Annotated in this window: 15 protein-coding genes; 8 read left to right on the forward strand and 7 right to left on the reverse strand. The window is 67.6% G+C overall.

All coding sequences use genetic code 11. The features are described 5' to 3' along the window. Nucleotides 1–206 precede the first annotated feature (206 nt). Nucleotides 207–1,625, forward strand: a complete 1,419-nt coding sequence (locus tag OS124_RS0117795) for a hypothetical protein (RefSeq protein WP_010141215.1) — start codon at nucleotides 207–209, stop codon at nucleotides 1,623–1,625. On the opposite strand, the gene OS124_RS0117800 is transcribed toward OS124_RS0117795, so the two are convergent. Further along, nucleotides 1,622–2,110, reverse strand: coding sequence for a hypothetical protein (locus tag OS124_RS0117800; RefSeq protein WP_010141216.1), 489 nt, complete (start codon nucleotides 2,108–2,110; stop codon nucleotides 1,622–1,624). The two genes, OS124_RS0117795 and OS124_RS0117800, sit on opposite strands and share 4 nt — an antisense overlap. Before the next feature lie 199 nt (nucleotides 2,111–2,309). Continuing rightward, the gene (locus tag OS124_RS0117805) at nucleotides 2,310–3,098 is read right to left on the reverse strand and encodes an exodeoxyribonuclease III (protein ID WP_010141217.1); all 789 of its coding nucleotides are present in this window, start codon (nucleotides 3,096–3,098) and stop codon (nucleotides 2,310–2,312) included. Between the two features lie 108 nt (nucleotides 3,099–3,206). On the opposite strand from OS124_RS0117805, the gene OS124_RS0117810 reads away from it, so the two are divergent. From OS124_RS0117810 to OS124_RS25160, 3 genes are all read left to right on the forward strand, one after another. Then, the gene (locus OS124_RS0117810; RefSeq protein WP_010141218.1) at nucleotides 3,207–3,902 is read left to right on the forward strand and encodes a hypothetical protein; all 696 of its coding nucleotides are present in this window, start codon (nucleotides 3,207–3,209) and stop codon (nucleotides 3,900–3,902) included. Nucleotides 3,903–4,164: 262 nt separating this feature from the next. Then, on the forward strand, nucleotides 4,165–4,464 hold the full coding sequence (locus OS124_RS0117815) for a hypothetical protein (protein ID WP_010141219.1): 300 nt from the start codon (nucleotides 4,165–4,167) through the stop codon (nucleotides 4,462–4,464). After that, a complete protein-coding gene (locus OS124_RS25160; RefSeq protein WP_010141220.1) occupies nucleotides 4,461–6,095 on the forward strand; it encodes a methyl-accepting chemotaxis protein in 1,635 nt (544 codons plus the stop codon). Before OS124_RS0117815 ends, OS124_RS25160 begins: the two co-directional genes overlap by 4 nt. A 416-nt stretch (nucleotides 6,096–6,511) precedes the next feature. On the opposite strand, the gene OS124_RS0117825 is transcribed toward OS124_RS25160, so the two are convergent. Next, nucleotides 6,512–7,198, reverse strand: coding sequence for a response regulator transcription factor (locus OS124_RS0117825; protein WP_010141221.1), 687 nt, complete (start codon nucleotides 7,196–7,198; stop codon nucleotides 6,512–6,514). Between the two features lie 169 nt (nucleotides 7,199–7,367). Between OS124_RS0117825 and ribA the strand changes: the two genes are divergently transcribed. Together ribA and OS124_RS0117835 are read left to right on the forward strand one after the other, a co-directional pair. Next, the gene (gene ribA / locus OS124_RS0117830; protein ID WP_010141222.1) at nucleotides 7,368–8,459 is read left to right on the forward strand and encodes a GTP cyclohydrolase II; all 1,092 of its coding nucleotides are present in this window, start codon (nucleotides 7,368–7,370) and stop codon (nucleotides 8,457–8,459) included. Then, nucleotides 8,456–8,950, forward strand: a complete 495-nt coding sequence (locus tag OS124_RS0117835) for a L,D-transpeptidase family protein (RefSeq protein ID WP_010141224.1) — start codon at nucleotides 8,456–8,458, stop codon at nucleotides 8,948–8,950. The genes ribA and OS124_RS0117835 overlap by 4 nt, the downstream gene beginning before the upstream one ends. A gap of 52 nt (nucleotides 8,951–9,002) precedes the next feature. Here the strand turns inward: OS124_RS0117835 and thpD are convergent, their stop codons facing one another. From thpD to OS124_RS0117850, 3 genes are all read right to left on the reverse strand, one after another. Beyond that, nucleotides 9,003–9,962: an ectoine hydroxylase gene (gene thpD / locus OS124_RS0117840; protein WP_010141225.1), complete on the reverse strand. Its 960-nt coding sequence runs from the start codon at nucleotides 9,960–9,962 to the stop codon at nucleotides 9,003–9,005. 97 nt (nucleotides 9,963–10,059) lie between these two features. Further along, the gene (locus OS124_RS0117845) at nucleotides 10,060–10,713 is read right to left on the reverse strand and encodes a YggS family pyridoxal phosphate-dependent enzyme (RefSeq protein ID WP_010141226.1); all 654 of its coding nucleotides are present in this window, start codon (nucleotides 10,711–10,713) and stop codon (nucleotides 10,060–10,062) included. A gap of 122 nt (nucleotides 10,714–10,835) precedes the next feature. Next, complete coding sequence (locus OS124_RS0117850; RefSeq protein WP_010141227.1) at nucleotides 10,836–11,705, reverse strand: porin; 870 nt, start codon at nucleotides 11,703–11,705, stop codon at nucleotides 10,836–10,838. 289 nt (nucleotides 11,706–11,994) lie between these two features. Between OS124_RS0117850 and OS124_RS0117855 the strand changes: the two genes are divergently transcribed. Continuing rightward, a complete protein-coding gene (locus OS124_RS0117855; protein WP_010141228.1) occupies nucleotides 11,995–12,462 on the forward strand; it encodes a DUF3576 domain-containing protein in 468 nt (155 codons plus the stop codon). A 267-nt stretch (nucleotides 12,463–12,729) separates the two neighbouring features. Here the strand turns inward: OS124_RS0117855 and OS124_RS0117860 are convergent, their stop codons facing one another. Next, nucleotides 12,730–13,986, reverse strand: a complete 1,257-nt coding sequence (locus tag OS124_RS0117860; RefSeq protein ID WP_010141229.1) for a glycosyltransferase — start codon at nucleotides 13,984–13,986, stop codon at nucleotides 12,730–12,732. A 136-nt stretch (nucleotides 13,987–14,122) separates the two neighbouring features. Here OS124_RS0117860 and leuS point away from each other — a divergent pair. Next, nucleotides 14,123–16,013, forward strand: a 1,891-nt coding sequence (gene leuS / locus OS124_RS0117865) for a leucine--tRNA ligase (protein WP_010141230.1), incomplete at its 3' end; no start/stop codon positions are given.

Below are 16,013 nucleotides of genomic sequence, written 5' to 3' on the forward strand. Positions count from 1 at the left end.
GACAGGGGAACGGCAGGCAAGAGCGGGCAGGCCGTCGTGCTGCCAGCGAAGCACGGAACGCGGCGCGACACCAGAGCCTCTGCGGCCCCGCTGCGCCTCGGGCGTCGCTTTGCCCGTTCAGGGTGCCCCGTGGCGCGACTCGGCGGCGACGCAGCGCCTTGCGCCGGCCACCGCGGCAGGGCTATCTGGTCGGCGAAAGGCCCGCCATGCGTCCCAGACTCTCCGAACTGCCCGCCTCGCCCGGCCACGACCGGATCACCGGAACGCTGCTCTGCGCCGCCGTGGCGGGAGTCATCCTGAACGCCTTCACCGGCTGGAGCTGGACCGGCGGCCTGGCCGAATTCGCCACCCTCGCGGCGGTGCTCTGGCTGACACCGACGGTGCGCGCCTCGCGGCAGGTCTTCGTCGCCCTGGCGGCAGCGCTCAGCCTCTACGCCGTCCTGGCCGCCCCCCATGCCGGAGAGGTGCTGTCGCGCGCGCTGACCCAGGGCAGCTTCATCCTGGCCTTCTTCTGCGCCCTCGCCACCCTGCGCCATGCCGCCGAGCTGTCCGACAGCATCACCCGCGCGGCGGTCTACCTGGCCCAGCAACCGCCGGGACGGCGCTACACGGCGCTGACCCTCGGCGCGCAGGTCTTCGCGCTGGTGCTGAACTACGGCGCGATCTCCCTGCTGGGCACCATGGCCCGCAGCTCGGCGCGCAACGAGCCGGACCCGGACATCGCCCGCATCCGCACCCGGCGCATGCTGCTGGCGGTGCAGCGCGGCTTCGGCGCCAGCCTCTGCTGGTCGCCGCTGGCGCTGGCCGTGGTGATCTCGACCACCGTGGTGCCGGGGGCGACCTGGGGCAGCGTGGTGCTGCCGGCGCTGGTCTCGGCGGCGCTGATGACCGGCGTGGGCTGGGGGCTGGACCGGGCCTTCAAGCCGCAGCTGCGCCCCGGCCAGGTGCCGACCCGCGCCGACCCGGCGACTATCGGCGGCGCCGCGACGCTGCTGCCGGTCGGCACCCTGCTGCTGTGCATCGCGCTGCCCGTCACCCTGCTGCATTTCGCCACCGGCCTGCCGGCCTCGCGGATCGTGCTGCTGGTGGTGCCCCTCGTCGCCGCGCTCTGGCTGTTCCGCATGGGGCCGGCACGGGGCCGCACGCGCTATCTCGGTGCCCATGCGGGCGCCTTCGTCTTCCGTGAGTTGCCGGCCTTCCGCTCGGAGATCGTGCTACTGACCATGGCCGGCTTCCTCGGCACCGGTGCGGGCACCCTGCTGGCGCCGCTGATCGCCGCCACCGGGCTGGACCTTGGCGCGCTGCCGCTCTGGCTGCTGCTGGTCCTGCCGATCTGGCTGATCCCCCTGGGCGGACAGATCGGGATGAACCCGATCCTCTTCGTCTCGCTCTTCGGTCCGCTGCTGCCCGCCCCGGCCGAACTGGGCATAACCGCCACGCCGATGGTCATCTCGCTGACCGCGGGCTGGGCGCTGGCGGGGGTGACCTCTCCGTTCACCGCCTCGGTGATGATGACGGCGCGCCTGGGCGATACCCAGGCGCATGACGTCAGCTTCGGCTGGAACGGCGCCTATGTGGCGATCCTCGCCGTGGCGTTCTCGGGGTGGGTGCTGCTGCTGGCCTAGTGCAGATCGTTCAGCTCCAGCCGCGACATCAGGACCGGCGCCAGAAAGATCAGCGCCAGCTCGGGCAGCCAGATGGCATAGAGCAGGAACTCCCCGGTAAAATCCTCGCCCTTGAAGGTAAAACCGACCATGGTCGAGAGGAACTGCATCATCTCCCAGACCGCGCCGGGGCCACCGGCCAGCGTCTCGAGCGCGGTGTCCAGGCCCAGCCGGATCGTCAGCCAGACCAGCAGGGCGACCAGCAGGTTGATCACCCCGCCCAGCACCGCCACCGGCAGGCGGCGCGCGCGCGGCATCGGCAGGGCGCTGTAGGCCATGCAGAGCAGGAACATGAGCCCCATGCAGAAGCTGATCGCGATGATCACCAGGAAGGGCACATAGGCCGCCGCCAGCTGTTCGATCACCACCCCGACACCCCCCAGGACAATGGCCAGCAGCGACAGCCCCAGGGCCGACTTGGGCTTCGCGCCCTCTTGGATGGGCATGAAATTTCCTCCGTAAAGTCTGGACAGGCGGGCGGCGCTGGCCCCCGCCGAGAATGGGCAAGAGCCTAGGTGCAGCCTCTCGTCGTCCAGAAGCCCTATCGGGCCGGAGGGTCACATACGGCGGCGACTGTGGCTTTCCCGCCAGGAGACAAGCTGCCGGCGGGGCCAGACCCCCAAACGGGCCAGACGCCGGAGCCGGTCAGAGATCGAAGCTGGCGAAGACCGGCGCGTGGTCGCTGGGTTGCTCCCAGCCCCGCGCCGCGCGCAGCACGCGCGAGCCGTGGCCGGCGTTCGAGATGTCCGGCGTTGCCCAGACGTGATCCAGCCGCCGCCCCTTGTCCGCCGCGTCCCAGTCGGGCGAGCGGTAGGACCACCAGGAATAGAGCCGCCCTTCGGGGATGTCCTGCCGGGTGATGTCGACCCAGCCGCCGGCCTCCTGCGTCTCGGCAAGGTGCTGGACCTCGACCGGCGTATGGCTGACGATCTTCAGCAGCTTCTTGTGATCCCAGACGTCATCCTCGCGCGGGGCGATGTTGAGATCGCCGACAAGGATCGCCTTCTCGGGACGCTCGGCGCGGAACCAGTCGCGCATCTCGGTCAGGTAATCCAGCTTCTGGCCGAACTTCTCGTTGATCGTGCGGTCCGGCTTGTCGCCGCCCGCCGGGACGTAGAAGTTGTGCACGGTCACCCCGTTCTCCAGCCGCCCGGCGATGTGGCGGGCATGGCCGAGACCGGCGAAATCCATCGCGCCCACCTCTTCGATGGGCATCTTCGACAGGATCGCCACGCCGTTGTAGCCCTTCTGCCCGCGCGCCACCATGTGGGTGTAGCCGAGGGCGTGGAACTGCTCCATCGGGATCTTGTCGACCGGGGACTTGCATTCCTGCAGGCAGAGCACGTCGGGCGCCTCCTCCTGCATCAGCTGACAGACCAGCGCTTCGCGCAGGCGGACGGAATTGATGTTCCAGGTGGCCAGGGTAAATGACATTTTCTTTCACTTGCCTCGTTCAGGATGTGCCGCTTAGCCTCGGCCTAGCATTGCATTTGCCCTATTGAAAGCGATCCGGCCATGAGAGGCGCTGTTTTTGTTCTCCTGATGTTCCTTTTCCACGCCGGGCTGTCGGCGGGCGCTGTCAGGGCACAGGACTGGCAGGTGCTTGAGGGCCCCGGCCCGCGCGGGGTCGAAAGCTGCCCCCTGCCCCGGCACGGAGAGGCGGCGTTCTTCTGCCTCTCGCTGACCTGTCCGCACCCCGGCACCGCGATGGACTGGGCCGTCACCTACCGCGGCACCGCCCTCGGGGACACAGAGCTGCCGGTCGCGATCTCGGTCGATCGGGGCACGCCGCAGGTCCTGCACCTGGCGCATCGCCCCGGGCCGGAAAGGCAGCAGAGCTACACCGGCAGCTTCGACCGCAAGGCGCACGGGCTGCTGCTGGCCCGGCTGGCCCAGGGTCTGACGGCGAGGCTGGTGCTGGGCGAAGGCGCCGGGGCGGTGACCCATGCGCTGAGCCTCGCCGGCTCGCGCCGGGCCATCACCGCGCTCGGGGATCTCTGCCCCGATCCCGTCGCCGCTGCCCCGGCTGCGCCCGTCTCCACTCCCGGGCCCGGGACCCCGCAGATCGCCCCCTATCCGGGCGGCTACGCGCCGGGATATACCCTGACCTCTGCCGATATCCGCCAGACCCTGATCGGCCATGAGCTGAGCTGGAGCAACACGGGCGGCACCAGCCGGATGATCTTCCTGCCCGACGGCACCCTGTTCAGCGCCAGCCAGGGTGCAGCGGGGCCGTAGGAGGCCAGCGGCACCTGGCAACTGCAGGAGGGCGGGCTGCTCTGCTGGACCACCCATGCCTCGCTCTGCTTCAGCTTCAGGGGGGCCATGGACGGGCTGCATGTCTTCCGCTCCGACGGCGGGCGCGCCCTGGACCTGGGACGGGTCTCGATCCTCGGAGGCTGACCTCTCTGCCGTCGCATGACGGGAACCGGACAATTGCCGCTTTAACGGGGCAGCAAGGGTATGGGCCTAAAGCCTGTCTCGGCAAGGAGGCCGAGACGTGCAGAATCTGTCGATTTTCCTGATCGCCATGGGGCTGGTCCTATCGGGGCCGGTGCTGACGGTCGCGTCCCTGCCACCTGCGACCCATGGCCTTGTGCTGGTGCTCTCCCCTCCCTGGGCCGACCGCGAAGCGCCGATCCGCGCCGCCGGCGGGCGGGGCCTGGGCACGCGCATTGCCGCCATGGGCACCCTGGCGCAGGCCGACCGGCCCGATTTCAGCGCCCGCCTCAGGGCCCAGGGCCCCTTCCTCGTCCTTGACGGACGCGCCATAGCAGCCCTCTGCGGAGTAACCGGATGACCGAGACCGTCACGCAACCCCAGGAATTCCTCGAAGCGCGCAGCAGGGCCACGACACGGCTGATGCAGCTTGCCGTCGCACTCGTGGTCCTGTCGCCCCTCGCCGCGCTGCTGACAGGCAACCAGGTGCTGCCGGTCACCCTTTTCGCCATCGCTGTCGCCGCCCTGGCCGTCTGGGGCAACATGACGGGCGGCCGCAACGGGCGTGCGCTGGTCGCCCTGGGGCTGGTCGGACAGGCAATGGCCTTTACCGCAGCCTTTGCCGGCCACCCCTGGCAACTTGACGCGCATATGCTGTTCTTCGCGCTCCTGGCCGTGGTGATGTACCTCTCGGACGCGCGGGCGATCCTGATCGCCGCCGGCGCCATCGCCCTGCATCACCTCGCGCTGTCCGCCACTCTACCAGCCCTGATCTACCCCACCACGGACCTCTTCGCGAACATCGAGCGGACGCTGCTGCATGGCGCCATCGTCGGCCTCGAGGCGCTTGTGCTCTATTCGGCGATCCGGCAGCGGCACCTGCTCGACCAGCATGTCGAAACCGCCAAACGCCTCTCGGCCGAGGCGGCGGCGCGGGAAAAGACCCTGCAAGGTCAGGCCTCAAGCGTGCAGGATCAGGTCGTTGCCCAGTTGGGCGATGCGCTGACCCGACTGGCGCGACGGGATCTCTCGGTGTCGATCGACAGCCAATTCGATCCGGCCTATGACACCCTGCGGCAGAACTTCAACCATGCCATCGAAGAGCTGCGCGGCACCGTCCAGCAGGTGATCCGCAACGCCCGCGCCGTCTCCGAAGATGCCGATTCGATCGCCAATGCCTCGAACAACCTGGCGCAGCGCACCGAACGTCAGGCCGCCTCGCTGCAAGAGACGGCCAACGCCATCCAGGAGATCAACCAGAACGTCCGTTCGACCGCCGAGGCCGCGCGCAGCGCCTCCGATGTCGCGGACGAGGCCCAGTCGCGCTCTGCCGCCTCGGACGAGGTGGTGCGCCGCACGGTCAACGCCATGGCGGCCATCGAAAGCTCTTCCTCGGAGATCCACAAGATCATCCAGGTGATCGAGGACATCGCCTTCCAGACCAACCTTCTGGCCCTCAACGCGGGGGTCGAGGCCGCGCGGGCCGGCGAGGCCGGGCGCGGTTTCTCGGTCGTCGCAACCGAAGTGCGGGCCCTTGCGGCCCGTTCCTCGACCTCTGCCCGGGAGATCTCGGAGCTGATCCAGAAATCCTCCGAACACGTGAAAAGCGGCGTCACCCTGGTGAACGAGACGGGCCATGCGCTGAAGAGCATCGCCGAGGCTGTCTCGGGCGTCGCGGAACTCGTCTCGCAGATCGCCTCTTCGGCGAATGAGCAGTCCGGGTCGATCGCGCTGATCGACCAGACGATGAAGGAACTGGACCAGGTCACCCAGCAGAACGCCGCCATGTTCGAGGAAACCAACGCCGCCTCATCCGCCCTCAACCGAGAGGCGGAAGAGCTGTCGACCCTCATGCTGCGCTTCCAGACCGGCGAGGATCAGAGCTTTGGTGACGGCAGCATGGGCATCTTCGCCCCCGCGCCCCCCAGGCCCAGAGCCCAGGCCGTGAACGCGCCGGCAGCGCCTCCCAGCGACGAATGGAGCGAGTTCTGACGAGGCTGACCCAGGGGCAGGCCCAACCGAACCGGGCTCTTCGGAGCATCGCCCGGGCTCCCCCGGGATGGCTCGCCAGCCCGGCGAAAACTCGGACAGGTCACCGCAGACAGGCCGCTACAGCCCCATCCCCACCGGACACCTGCCCTCTCGGGGCGCTCTTCGACCAGGCGAATGGCCAGCCGAGGAACGCGCAGCGGTCAGGCAGCCAGGCAATCACGCACCCGGGCTGACACACGGCCGAACCAAACCAGGCCCGGCACAAAAAAAGGCCCGGGTCAAAGCCCGGGCCAGTCCAACAGGGAGGTGCATATCAAACCCGGACATGCGCGGGATGGTTCCATGGAACCTGAACTGTACCTAATGTCCCGATTCCACATGCGAAAGTCCGGAATACCGGAACTTCGCCCTTCATCTCAGGCGACCAGCCGATATCCGCCGCTTTCGGTGACCAGAAGGCGGGCATTCGAGGGGTCGGGCTCGATCTTCTGGCGCAGGCGATAGATGTGGGTCTCCAGCGTATGGGTCGTGACCCCGGCGTTGTAGCCCCAGACCTCGTGCAGCAGGACGTCGCGCGGCACCACGCCCTCGGTCGAGCGGTAGAGGAACTTCAGGATATTGGTCTCCTTCTCGGTCAGGCGGATCTTCTTGTCATCCTCGGTGACCAGAAGCTTCATCGCCGGGCGGAAGGAATACGGCCCCAGCTGAAAGATCGCATCCTCGCTCTGCTCGTGCTGGCGCAGTTGCGCGCGGATGCGGGCCAGCAGGACCGGGAACTTGAACGGCTTGGTGACGTAATCATTGGCGCCGCTGTCCAGCCCCAGGATCGTATCGGCGTCCGAATCATGCCCCGTCAGCATCAGCACCGGGCTCTTCAGCCCCTGCTTGCGCAGCAGGCGGCACAGCTCGCGGCCATCGGTATCGGGCAGGCCCACGTCCAGGATCACCAGGTCGAAGAGACCTTCCTTGACCTTCTGCGTCGCCTCCGCGCCCGAGCCCGCCTCGAAGACGTCGAAGTCCTCGGTCATCACAAGCTGCTCGCTCAGCGCTTCGCGCAGATCGTCGTCGTCATCGACCAGCAGGATCTTCTTCAGTTGCGCCATGGCGGCCTCCGCAGCGTTAGGGGTCTGATTTCACTGGCAGATGCGCCCGCATCTTCCGAAGGGCAAGATTTGCTGCAATAATCTCACGCTGTCGTGTCCCCCACGCGGGGATTGTTTCAAATCCCGCCCCTCCGGGCTAGGACAGGTCGAGCCGCCGAGGAACAGAGCCATGAGTCTCGCCCCTGACATTCCCGAACGCCTGGGCCGCGCCCGCAGCGACCTGCGCATGGGCGTGCCCGTGGTGCTGGCCGAACATGGCGGCGGCGCCCTGCTGATGGCCGCCGAGACACTGACCCCCGCCCGGCTGGACGACCTGCTGAAGCTGCCCGGCACCGCCGAGCTGGCGCTGACCGCGCGCCGCGCCGAGACGTTGAAGGCCCGCCCTTACGACGGCGACCTGGCGCGACTGCCGCTGCCCACCGATGCCACCCCGCAATGGGTGCGCGCCCTGGCCGATCCCGCCGACGACCTGCGCCACCCGATGAAGGGCCCGCTGATGGCCCTGCGTTCTGGCGACGCCACGCTGCACCGCCTGGCGCTGAAGCTGGCGAAAAGCGCCCGCCTGCTGCCCGCCATGCTGCTGCTGCCGCTTGACCACCCCGAGGCCTTCGCCCGCGCCGAAAACCTGACGCTGCTGCCCGCCGGCGAGGCGGCGCTGCATATCGACCGGCCCAGCCCGATGGCCTCGGTGGTCTCGGCCCGCCTGCCCATGGCGGCCTCGGAGGCCGGGCGGCTGCATGTCTTCCGGCCCGCCGACGGCGGAGAAGAGCACTACGCCGTCGAGATCGGCCGCCCCGACCGCGACGCCCCCGTCCTTGCCCGGCTGCATTCGGCCTGTTTCACCGGCGACGTCCTTGGCTCGCTGAAATGCGACTGCGGCCCGCAGCTGAGCGGCGCCCTCGGCCAGATGGGGCACGAAGGCGCGGGCGTGCTGCTCTACCTCAACCAGGAGGGGCGCGGCATCGGCCTGGCCAACAAGATGCGCGCCTATTCGCTGCAGGATCAGGGCTTCGACACGGTCGAGGCCAACCACCGCCTCGGCTTCGAGGATGACGAGCGCGATTTCCGCCTCGGCGCCGAACTGCTGCAACGCATGGGCTTTCGCGCCGTCCGGCTGATGACCAACAACCCCGCCAAGATCGAGATGATGCGTCGCAACGGCATCGAGGTGATCGAGAGGGTGCCGCTGAAGGTGGGCGAAACCGACTTCAACCGCGGCTACCTGGCGACCAAGGCGGCGAAATCGGGCCACATGCTGTGAAGGCCAGACTCACCCCGCAGGGCCTGCGCCTGGGCCAGGCCCTTTTCCCCTGCGCCATCGGGCGCGGCGGCCTCACCCGTGACAAGCGCGAAGGCGACGGCGCCACCCCCGTCGCCCCGCTGCGGATCGCAGAGCTGTGGTATCGGCCCGACCGCATGGCGAAACCCGCGCCCTGGGCCCGCGCCATCGGCCCGCGCGACCTCTGGTGCGACGCCCCGGACCACCCGGCGTACAATCACCATTGCCGTGCCCCCCTCGCCGCCAGCCACGAGAAACTGCGCCGCGCCGATCCGCTCTATGACCTGGTCTTCGTGCTGGACTGGAACTGGCCGGCGGCCACCCCGGGTCGGGGCTCGGCGATCTTCCTGCACCAGTGGCGCCGCCCGCGCTTCCCCACCGAGGGTTGCCTGGCGCTGCGCCGCGACCACCTGCACGCCCTGGCCCTGCGCCTGCCCCCCGGCAGCCTGATCGACGTGCCCGCCCTGGCCTGAGGCGCGGGCCAGACCTGGGGGCCAGTCCCGCGAGCCGGACCTGGCGCCGCGCTCAGTCCCGGGCGCGGGTCAGATCGCCACGCTGCACGTCGATCGCCTGCGCTTCGCCACGGTCGGCCAGGTAGGCCGGGCGCTTGCGCGGGGCGGCGAAGGGTTCGGCCACCCGGTTGCTGACCGCGTTGAACACGTAGAAGGCATTCGACCGCGGGAAGGGCGTGATATTGCCGTTCGAGGCGTGCAGCGTGTTGCAGTCGAAAAACAGGATCGTCCCCGCCGGGCCGGTCGCTACGTCAAGACCCAGTTCGCGCACCAGCGCGTCGATGGTCTCGGGCTGCGGCACACCGATCTCCTGCTTCTTCAGGCTGCTCCGGTGATTGTCCTCGGGCGTCGTGCCCCGGCAGGCGACAAATCGATTCTGAGAGCCCGGCACCAGCATCAGCGGGCCGTTCTGGCTGCCGTTGTCCGTCAGCAGCACCGAAGCGGAGACGGCGCGCATGTGTGGCATCCCGTCCTCGGCGTGCCAGGTCTCGAAATCCGAGTGCCAATAAAATTCCTTGCCGGTGAACCCCGGCTTGTAGTTCAGCCGGCTCTGGTGAAGGTAGACGGCATCGTCCAGCAGGAACTGCGCCACCCCGGCCAGCCGTTCGTCGGCCGCAAGGCGCGCAAAGAGATCCGAGTGCTGATCCAGGCGGAAGATGGTGCGCACCGCATCGCTGTCGGGCTCGGTCACCAGATCCTCGGCACGGATACGGCCATGATCCTCGCGCAGCTCCTGCGAGGCGCGCATCAGAAGCCGCACCTCGTCCTGGCTGAAGACATCCCGGCGCACCAGGTAGCCATTGTCGCGGTAGTGCTCCGCCTCATCGCGAGAGATCGGGGCATCGGGGGTCCAGTCGGACCACAGCACCGGGTCGGTGCGATGCATCACCATTTCCCTGTCGGGCAGTCGGGTAGGGTAGAGATCGGTGGCTGTGGCTTCGGCAGGCTCCGCCATGGGCCGTTCGATATTCATCGCGTCCTCCGTCGGGTCTTGCGGTGGGTTGAACCGGGCACTCACTGTCGCCCGTACCGCCCCAACGGACCCCCGACGGCCCCGGTTCCATGATCTCTCAGATTGTCTCGCGCTGACCGAAGATGGCCGAGCCGACGCGCACATGGGTGGCACCAAAGCTGATCGCCTTCTCGAAATCGCCCGACATGCCCATCGACAGGCCTTCAAGCCCGTTGCGGGCGGCGATCTTGGCCAGCAGGGCGAAATGCAGGCTGGCTTCTTCCTCGACCGGGGGGATGCACATCAGCCCGGCCACCGGCAGGGACAGCGCGCGGCAGCGGGCGACGAAGGCATCGGCCTCGGCGGGCAGCACCCCGGCCTTCTGCGGCTCTTCGCCGGTGTTCACCTGAAGGAAAAGCTGCGGGCAGGCGCCGGTTTCATCAGCGATGCGGGCGATGGTCTCGGCGATCTTCGGGCGGTCGACGGAATGGATGGCCTGCGACAGCTCCATCGCCTGGCGTACCTTGTTGGATTGCAGCGGGCCGATGATGTGCAGCTCGACACCCTCGTAGGCCTCGCGGAAGCCGGGCCATTTCGAGGCCGCCTCCTGCACGCGATTCTCGCCGAAGATCCGGTGCCCCTCGTCCAGCACGGCGCGGACACGCTCGGGCGGCTGAACCTTGGACACGGCAATCAGCCTGACGCTGGCGGCATCGCGCCCGGCGGCGTCACAGGCCTTGGCGATACGCGCGGTGATCTCGGATAGGGACATGGGGGCCTCCGTCTGCTGCGCCGCCAAGGAACATCAGCGGGGCGGAAAAGGGAAGGGCCGCAAAAGCAGAAAGGGCGAGCCCGAGGCTCGCCCTTCCCAATTCCGATAGACCGTAGGGTCTATTAGAAGGACATGGTCACGCCGAAGTCGGCAACGGTGGTGCCGTCGACATCGCCCACGCCACCAGCAACGGCCAGGCCGGAGCCCAGGTTGTAGGAAGCGCCGACGCCGTATGCGTCTGCGTCGGTCGAGTCGTCGTAGGAGTAGGCGAAGTTAACGGTCAGGTCGCCTGCGGTGTAGGCAGCTTCGAAGCCGTAGTTGTCGGCTTCACCGCCACCAGCAGCGTCTGCGTGCAGGTAGAAGGCGCCAACGGTCACGTCGCCGAAGCCGTAGGACAGGTCGAGCCAGGTTGCGTCAACGGTGGTGCCGAGAACGGCAGCTTCGTTGTAGCCGATGCCGAAGTCCAGGCCCGAGAAGGAGCCCATGAAGGCGATCGCCCAGTCGTCGCCGCTGTTGCCGTCAGCCGACGCAGCGAAGCTGTAGTCACCCATGGTGTATTCGACGATGACGTTGGCGTTGCCTTTGACGCCGGTGCCGCCGATTTTCTCGCCCACATCGTCGATGCCGATGCCGTCGAAGCCGATGTCGCCGATGCCGAAGGGATCGGTGGCCGGGTCAACGGTGCCGACGGTCAGGGTCAGGCCGCCCGAGGAGATGTAAACTTCGGGGTCGAAGGAGCCCGGGTCCTGGGTGGCGGTATCGTCGGTCATGGACGCGTCGAGGTCGATCGAGGCGCCGAATTCGATGCCGGAATCGGTGGTCGACGACGCGTTGATGCCGAAGTCCAGTTCGTTGTACAGGAAGGTTTCGCCAGCGGCGCGGCCTTCCTGGTACTTGACGCCCATGTTGGCGGAGCCGGACAGGGTGATGTCAGCGGCAGCGGCGCCAGCGGTCACGACCAGGGCGGTCGTTGCAAAGAGAATCTTTTTCATGTGTTTCCCTCGGTTTCTCAGTCTGCCCCAAAACGGAGAATCCGCATTGGGTATGCCAAGGTCTTTCGCTCTTTTTGCGCCGCCTTGGCAAGCGGACCGACCGGCGGGCAGATATCCCCAGCCTGAATTGGTGCAACTCTGCCACAGTGAGCCGCCACCAGCCGTTCAAGGGAAAGGCTTTCCCCCTGCGCGGCGCCCCGCGGGCGGGAAAACCCGCGTCTGAAAGGCGCTTGCCCCGAAGGGATGGCTTCGGTAGATCGGTGGGGACCAATCAGTACGGGGCCGAAGCATGATCTCTTCTCGCGCAATCCGAACGATCGCCCGCGGTGCGGCCGTGGCCGGCCTTCTGGGCCTTGCGGCCTGCGGCAACAATGCAGAGCGCGGCCCGACCCCCTCGGAAGAGCTGAAGCAGCGCGAAACGATCTGGGATCTCTTCAACCAGAGGGATGACGGAACCAAGGTCGCGGTGAACCGCTACCTCTGGAACGCCTCCCTAGAAGTGCTGAATTTCCTGCCGGTCGAAACCATCGACCCCTTCACCGGCGTCATCACCTTCGGCTACGGCACGCCTCCGGGCGGCGGTCGCGCCTATCGGGCCACGGTCTACATCTCGGACCCGGCGCTTGAGGCGCGGTCGCTGAACGTCTCGATCCAGACCAGCGGCGGAGCACCGGTGGCAGAAGGCACGCAGCGCGCGGTCGAGGATGCGATCCTGACCCGGGCCCGCCAGTTGCGCGTCGGCGACCGCAACTTCTGATTGGCTGAGATATCTCGCGTCTGACGGGGGCAGGGCCGGGGGGCTCTGCCCCCGTCGTCGTTTGGCGACATGAAAAGGCAGGGGGCTCTGCCCCCGTCGCCGCTTGGCGACATGAAAAAGGCAGGGGGCTCTGCCCCCCGTCCGCTGTCGCGGACTCCCCCGCAGTATTTTCAGCCATCGGATAGGGAACAGGCGCCCCTTCCATCCATTCGATGGCCGCAAATACTCGCAACGGAGGCACGATCCCGCAGGGATCGACAGGCCCGCTCAGGCCGGGAGATCCGGCACCGGAAGCTGGGCCAGCGCCTCGACCCAGGCGATTTGCCGGGGCAGGCAGATGCTCTCCAGGTCGTAGGTTTGCAGCACGTGATCGCGGGCGGCAGCGCCGAGGCGCGCGCGCGCCGGGGCATCGTCAAGCAGGGCGCAGACCTGATCCACCAGCGCGGCGGGATCGAAGAAGTCGACCAGCCGCCCGGTGACATCATGGGTGATCGCCTCGCGCAGCGGCGCGGTGTCGGAGGCGACGATGGGGGTCTCGGTCGCCATGGCTTCCAGCAGCGACCAGGAGAGGACGAAGGGATAGGTCAGGTAGACATGGCAGCGCGACAGCCTGAGCATGTCGAGGAAGCGGTCATAGGGAATGCGGCCGAGGAAATGCACCCGGGCCCAGTCTTCATCGGGGATCTGGCCGCGCACCTCGTCGATGAAGATCTGCTTCCAGGTCTTCCCGGCGGGCGGCTTCGCCCCGTAGGAGGTGCCGTCGCCGCCGGTGATCAGGATCTGCGCCTGCGGGCGTTCCCGCAGCAGCCGCGGCAGGGCGCGCATGAAGATATGGTAACCGCGGTAGGGTTCGAGGTTGCGGTTGACGAAGGTCACCACCTCGTCCTCGCGGGTCAGCACCCGGTCTCCGAGGGGGAAGCGCACCCCGGGATCCGCCTTCACCTGCGCCGTGTCGATCCCGTCATGGATGACGCTGATCCGGTCGCGGAAGGCGGGGGGGAAGGTCTCGGCCTGGAACAGGGTGGGCGAGATCCCGGCCTGGGCGATGTCGAAATGCATGTGGTTGTTGAGGTTCTTGAGGCGGATCCGCAGCGCCTCGGCGCCGGCCTGGGGCGACTGGAATTCCGGGTCGAAGCCCAGGTGGGGGTAGCCGGCGAGGTGGTAGAGCTCGCAGTAGATGCCCAGCCGGGCGCGCGGCCAGACATCGCGCAGGAACAGCGATTCGCCCCAGCCGTGATGAGCGATGATGACATCCGGGTGGTAGCCCTGCTCTTTCAGCTGCATCGCGGCGCGGTAGCAGGCCTCGCCGCGCGTCACCTTGCTGTCCATGTCCAGCATCCAGGGATGCAGCTGCTGGCCACCCTTGCGCGTGATCGCATAGGGCAGCACCCGCACGCCCTTCCAGCTGGTCGCCTGCTTCACCCTCAGCGTCAGCGCCGTGACATGGTGCCCCTGCGCCGAGAGCGCGACGGAGAGATGCTTGAACTGGCCGGGAAAGTTCTGGTGAATGAAAAGGATATTCAAGGTCTGCCTCCGGGAACCGCGCCAGTGAACCACGCGCGCCGCAGCTTGAAAAGCCGCCTGCGCGCAAAGGGCTGGACCCTTGGGCGCGGGCACAATATCAACCCCGCCAGACGCCAGACGCATCCGAGGGCCCGCAATGTCGCGCTATTCCGCCGCCGAAATCGAACCGAAATGGCAAAAGGCCTGGGACGACGCCCAGGTCTTCCGTGCCCGCCGCGACGGCGACAAGCCGAAGTACTACGTGCTGGAGATGTTCCCCTACCCCTCGGGGCGCATCCATATCGGCCATGTGCGCAACTACACGATGGGCGACGTGATCGCGCGCTACAAGCTCTCCACCGGGCATAACGTGCTGCACCCCATGGGCTTCGACGCCTTCGGGATGCCGGCGGAAAACGCCGCCATGGCCAATGGCGGCCACCCGAAGGACTGGACCTATTCCAACATCGACACGATGGTCGAGCAGATGAAGCCGCTTGGCTTTGGCCTCGACTGGAGCCGCATGTTCGCCACCTGCGATCCGGAATACTACGGCCAGCAGCAGGCGCTGTTCCTCGACTTCCTGGAAAAAGGCCTGGTCTACCGCAAGAACGCCGTGGTGAACTGGGACCCGGTCGACATGACCGTGCTGGCCAACGAGCAGGTCGAGGACGGCCGCGGCTGGCGCTCGGGCGCGCTGGTCGAGCGCAAGGAGCTGACGCAGTGGTTCTTCAAGATCTCGGACTTCTCCGAGGATCTGCTCTCTGCGCTCGACGGTCTCGACAACTGGCCCGCCAAGGTGAAGACCATGCAGGCCAACTGGATCGGCAAGAGCCGTGGCCTTCAGTTCAGCTGGGATCTGACCGCACCCGCCGAGGGTTTCGAGCAGATCGAGGTCTATACCACGCGCCCCGACACCCTGATGGGCGCCAGCTTCGTCGGCATCTCGCCCGATCATCCGCTGGCCAAGGCGCTTGAGGCGAAGGATGCGAAGGTCGCGGCCTTCTGCGCCGAGGCGCGCAAGGGCGGCACCACCGAAGAGGCCATCGAGACCGCCGAGAAGCTGGGCTTTGACACCGGGCTGACCGTCTCCCATCCGCTTGACCCGGACTGGAAACTGCCGGTCTGGATCGCCAACTTCATCCTGATGGACTACGGCACCGGCGCCATCTTCGGCGTGCCGGCCCACGACGAGCGCGACCACGAGTTCGCCAGCAAGTACGACCTGCCGATCACCCCGGTCTTCGAGCCGGTCGAGGGCGACTACCCCGCCAAGGGCGCCTACGTGCCGCCCAAGCCCGAGAAGGTCCGCTTCACCCGCAAGGTCGCGGGCGACGACATCATGACCGGCAACGAGGCCATCGACGCCGCCGTCGCCCTTGCCGAGGAAAAGGGCATCGGCCAGGGCGTGACCAAGTTCCGCCTGCGGGACTGGGGCCTCAGCCGTCAGCGCTACTGGGGCTGCCCGATTCCCGTCGTCCATTGCGACGACTGCGGCGTGGTGCCCGAAAAGAAAGAGAACCTGCCGATCCAGCTGCCCTATGACGAGGGCGACAAGCCGATCGACTTCTCGGTGCCCGGCAACCCGCTGGACCGCCACCCGACCTGGCGCGACTGTGCCTGCCCCGCCTGCGGCAAGCCCGCGCGTCGCGAGACGGACACCATGGACACCTTCGTCGATTCGTCCTGGTACTTCGCCCGCTTCACCTCGCCCCGCGCCGAGACGCCCATCGAGATGGCCGAGGCCGAGTACTGGATGAACGTCGACCAGTACATCGGCGGCATCGAGCACGCGATCCTGCACCTGCTCTATTCGCGCTTCTTCGCCCGGGCGATGCAGATCTGCGGCCACCTGCCCCAGAAGTCGTCCGAGCCCTTCGACGCGCTCTTCACCCAGGGCATGGTGACCCACGCGATCTACCAGACCAAGAACGCCGAGGGCCGCCCGGTCTATCACTACCCCGAGGATGTCGAGCTGCGGGACGGCAAGGGCTTCCTCAAGGACGGGACCGAGGTGCAGATCATCCCCTCGGCCAAGATGTCGAAGT

This window comes from Oceanicola sp. S124 (assembly GCF_000220565.1).
Taxonomy (GTDB): domain Bacteria; phylum Pseudomonadota; class Alphaproteobacteria; order Rhodobacterales; family Rhodobacteraceae; genus Pseudooceanicola.

Coding starts and splice junctions, on each gene's coding strand:
- OS124_RS0117795 (WP_010141215.1), top strand. CDS start 207: ATGCGTCCCAGACTCTCCGAACTGCCCGCCTCGCCCGGCCACGACCGG.
- OS124_RS0117800 (WP_010141216.1), bottom strand. CDS start 2,110: ATGCCCATCCAAGAGGGCGCGAAGCCCAAGTCGGCCCTGGGGCTGTCG.
- OS124_RS0117805 (WP_010141217.1), bottom strand. CDS start 3,098: ATGTCATTTACCCTGGCCACCTGGAACATCAATTCCGTCCGCCTGCGC.
- OS124_RS0117810 (WP_010141218.1), top strand. CDS start 3,207: ATGTTCCTTTTCCACGCCGGGCTGTCGGCGGGCGCTGTCAGGGCACAG.
- OS124_RS25160 (WP_010141220.1), top strand. CDS start 4,461: ATGACCGAGACCGTCACGCAACCCCAGGAATTCCTCGAAGCGCGCAGC.
- OS124_RS0117825 (WP_010141221.1), bottom strand. CDS start 7,198: ATGGCGCAACTGAAGAAGATCCTGCTGGTCGATGACGACGACGATCTG.
- ribA (WP_010141222.1), top strand. CDS start 7,368: ATGAGTCTCGCCCCTGACATTCCCGAACGCCTGGGCCGCGCCCGCAGC.
- thpD (WP_010141225.1), bottom strand. CDS start 9,962: ATGAATATCGAACGGCCCATGGCGGAGCCTGCCGAAGCCACAGCCACC.
- OS124_RS0117845 (WP_010141226.1), bottom strand. CDS start 10,713: ATGTCCCTATCCGAGATCACCGCGCGTATCGCCAAGGCCTGTGACGCC.
- OS124_RS0117850 (WP_010141227.1), bottom strand. CDS start 11,705: ATGAAAAAGATTCTCTTTGCAACGACCGCCCTGGTCGTGACCGCTGGC.
- OS124_RS0117855 (WP_010141228.1), top strand. CDS start 11,995: ATGATCTCTTCTCGCGCAATCCGAACGATCGCCCGCGGTGCGGCCGTG.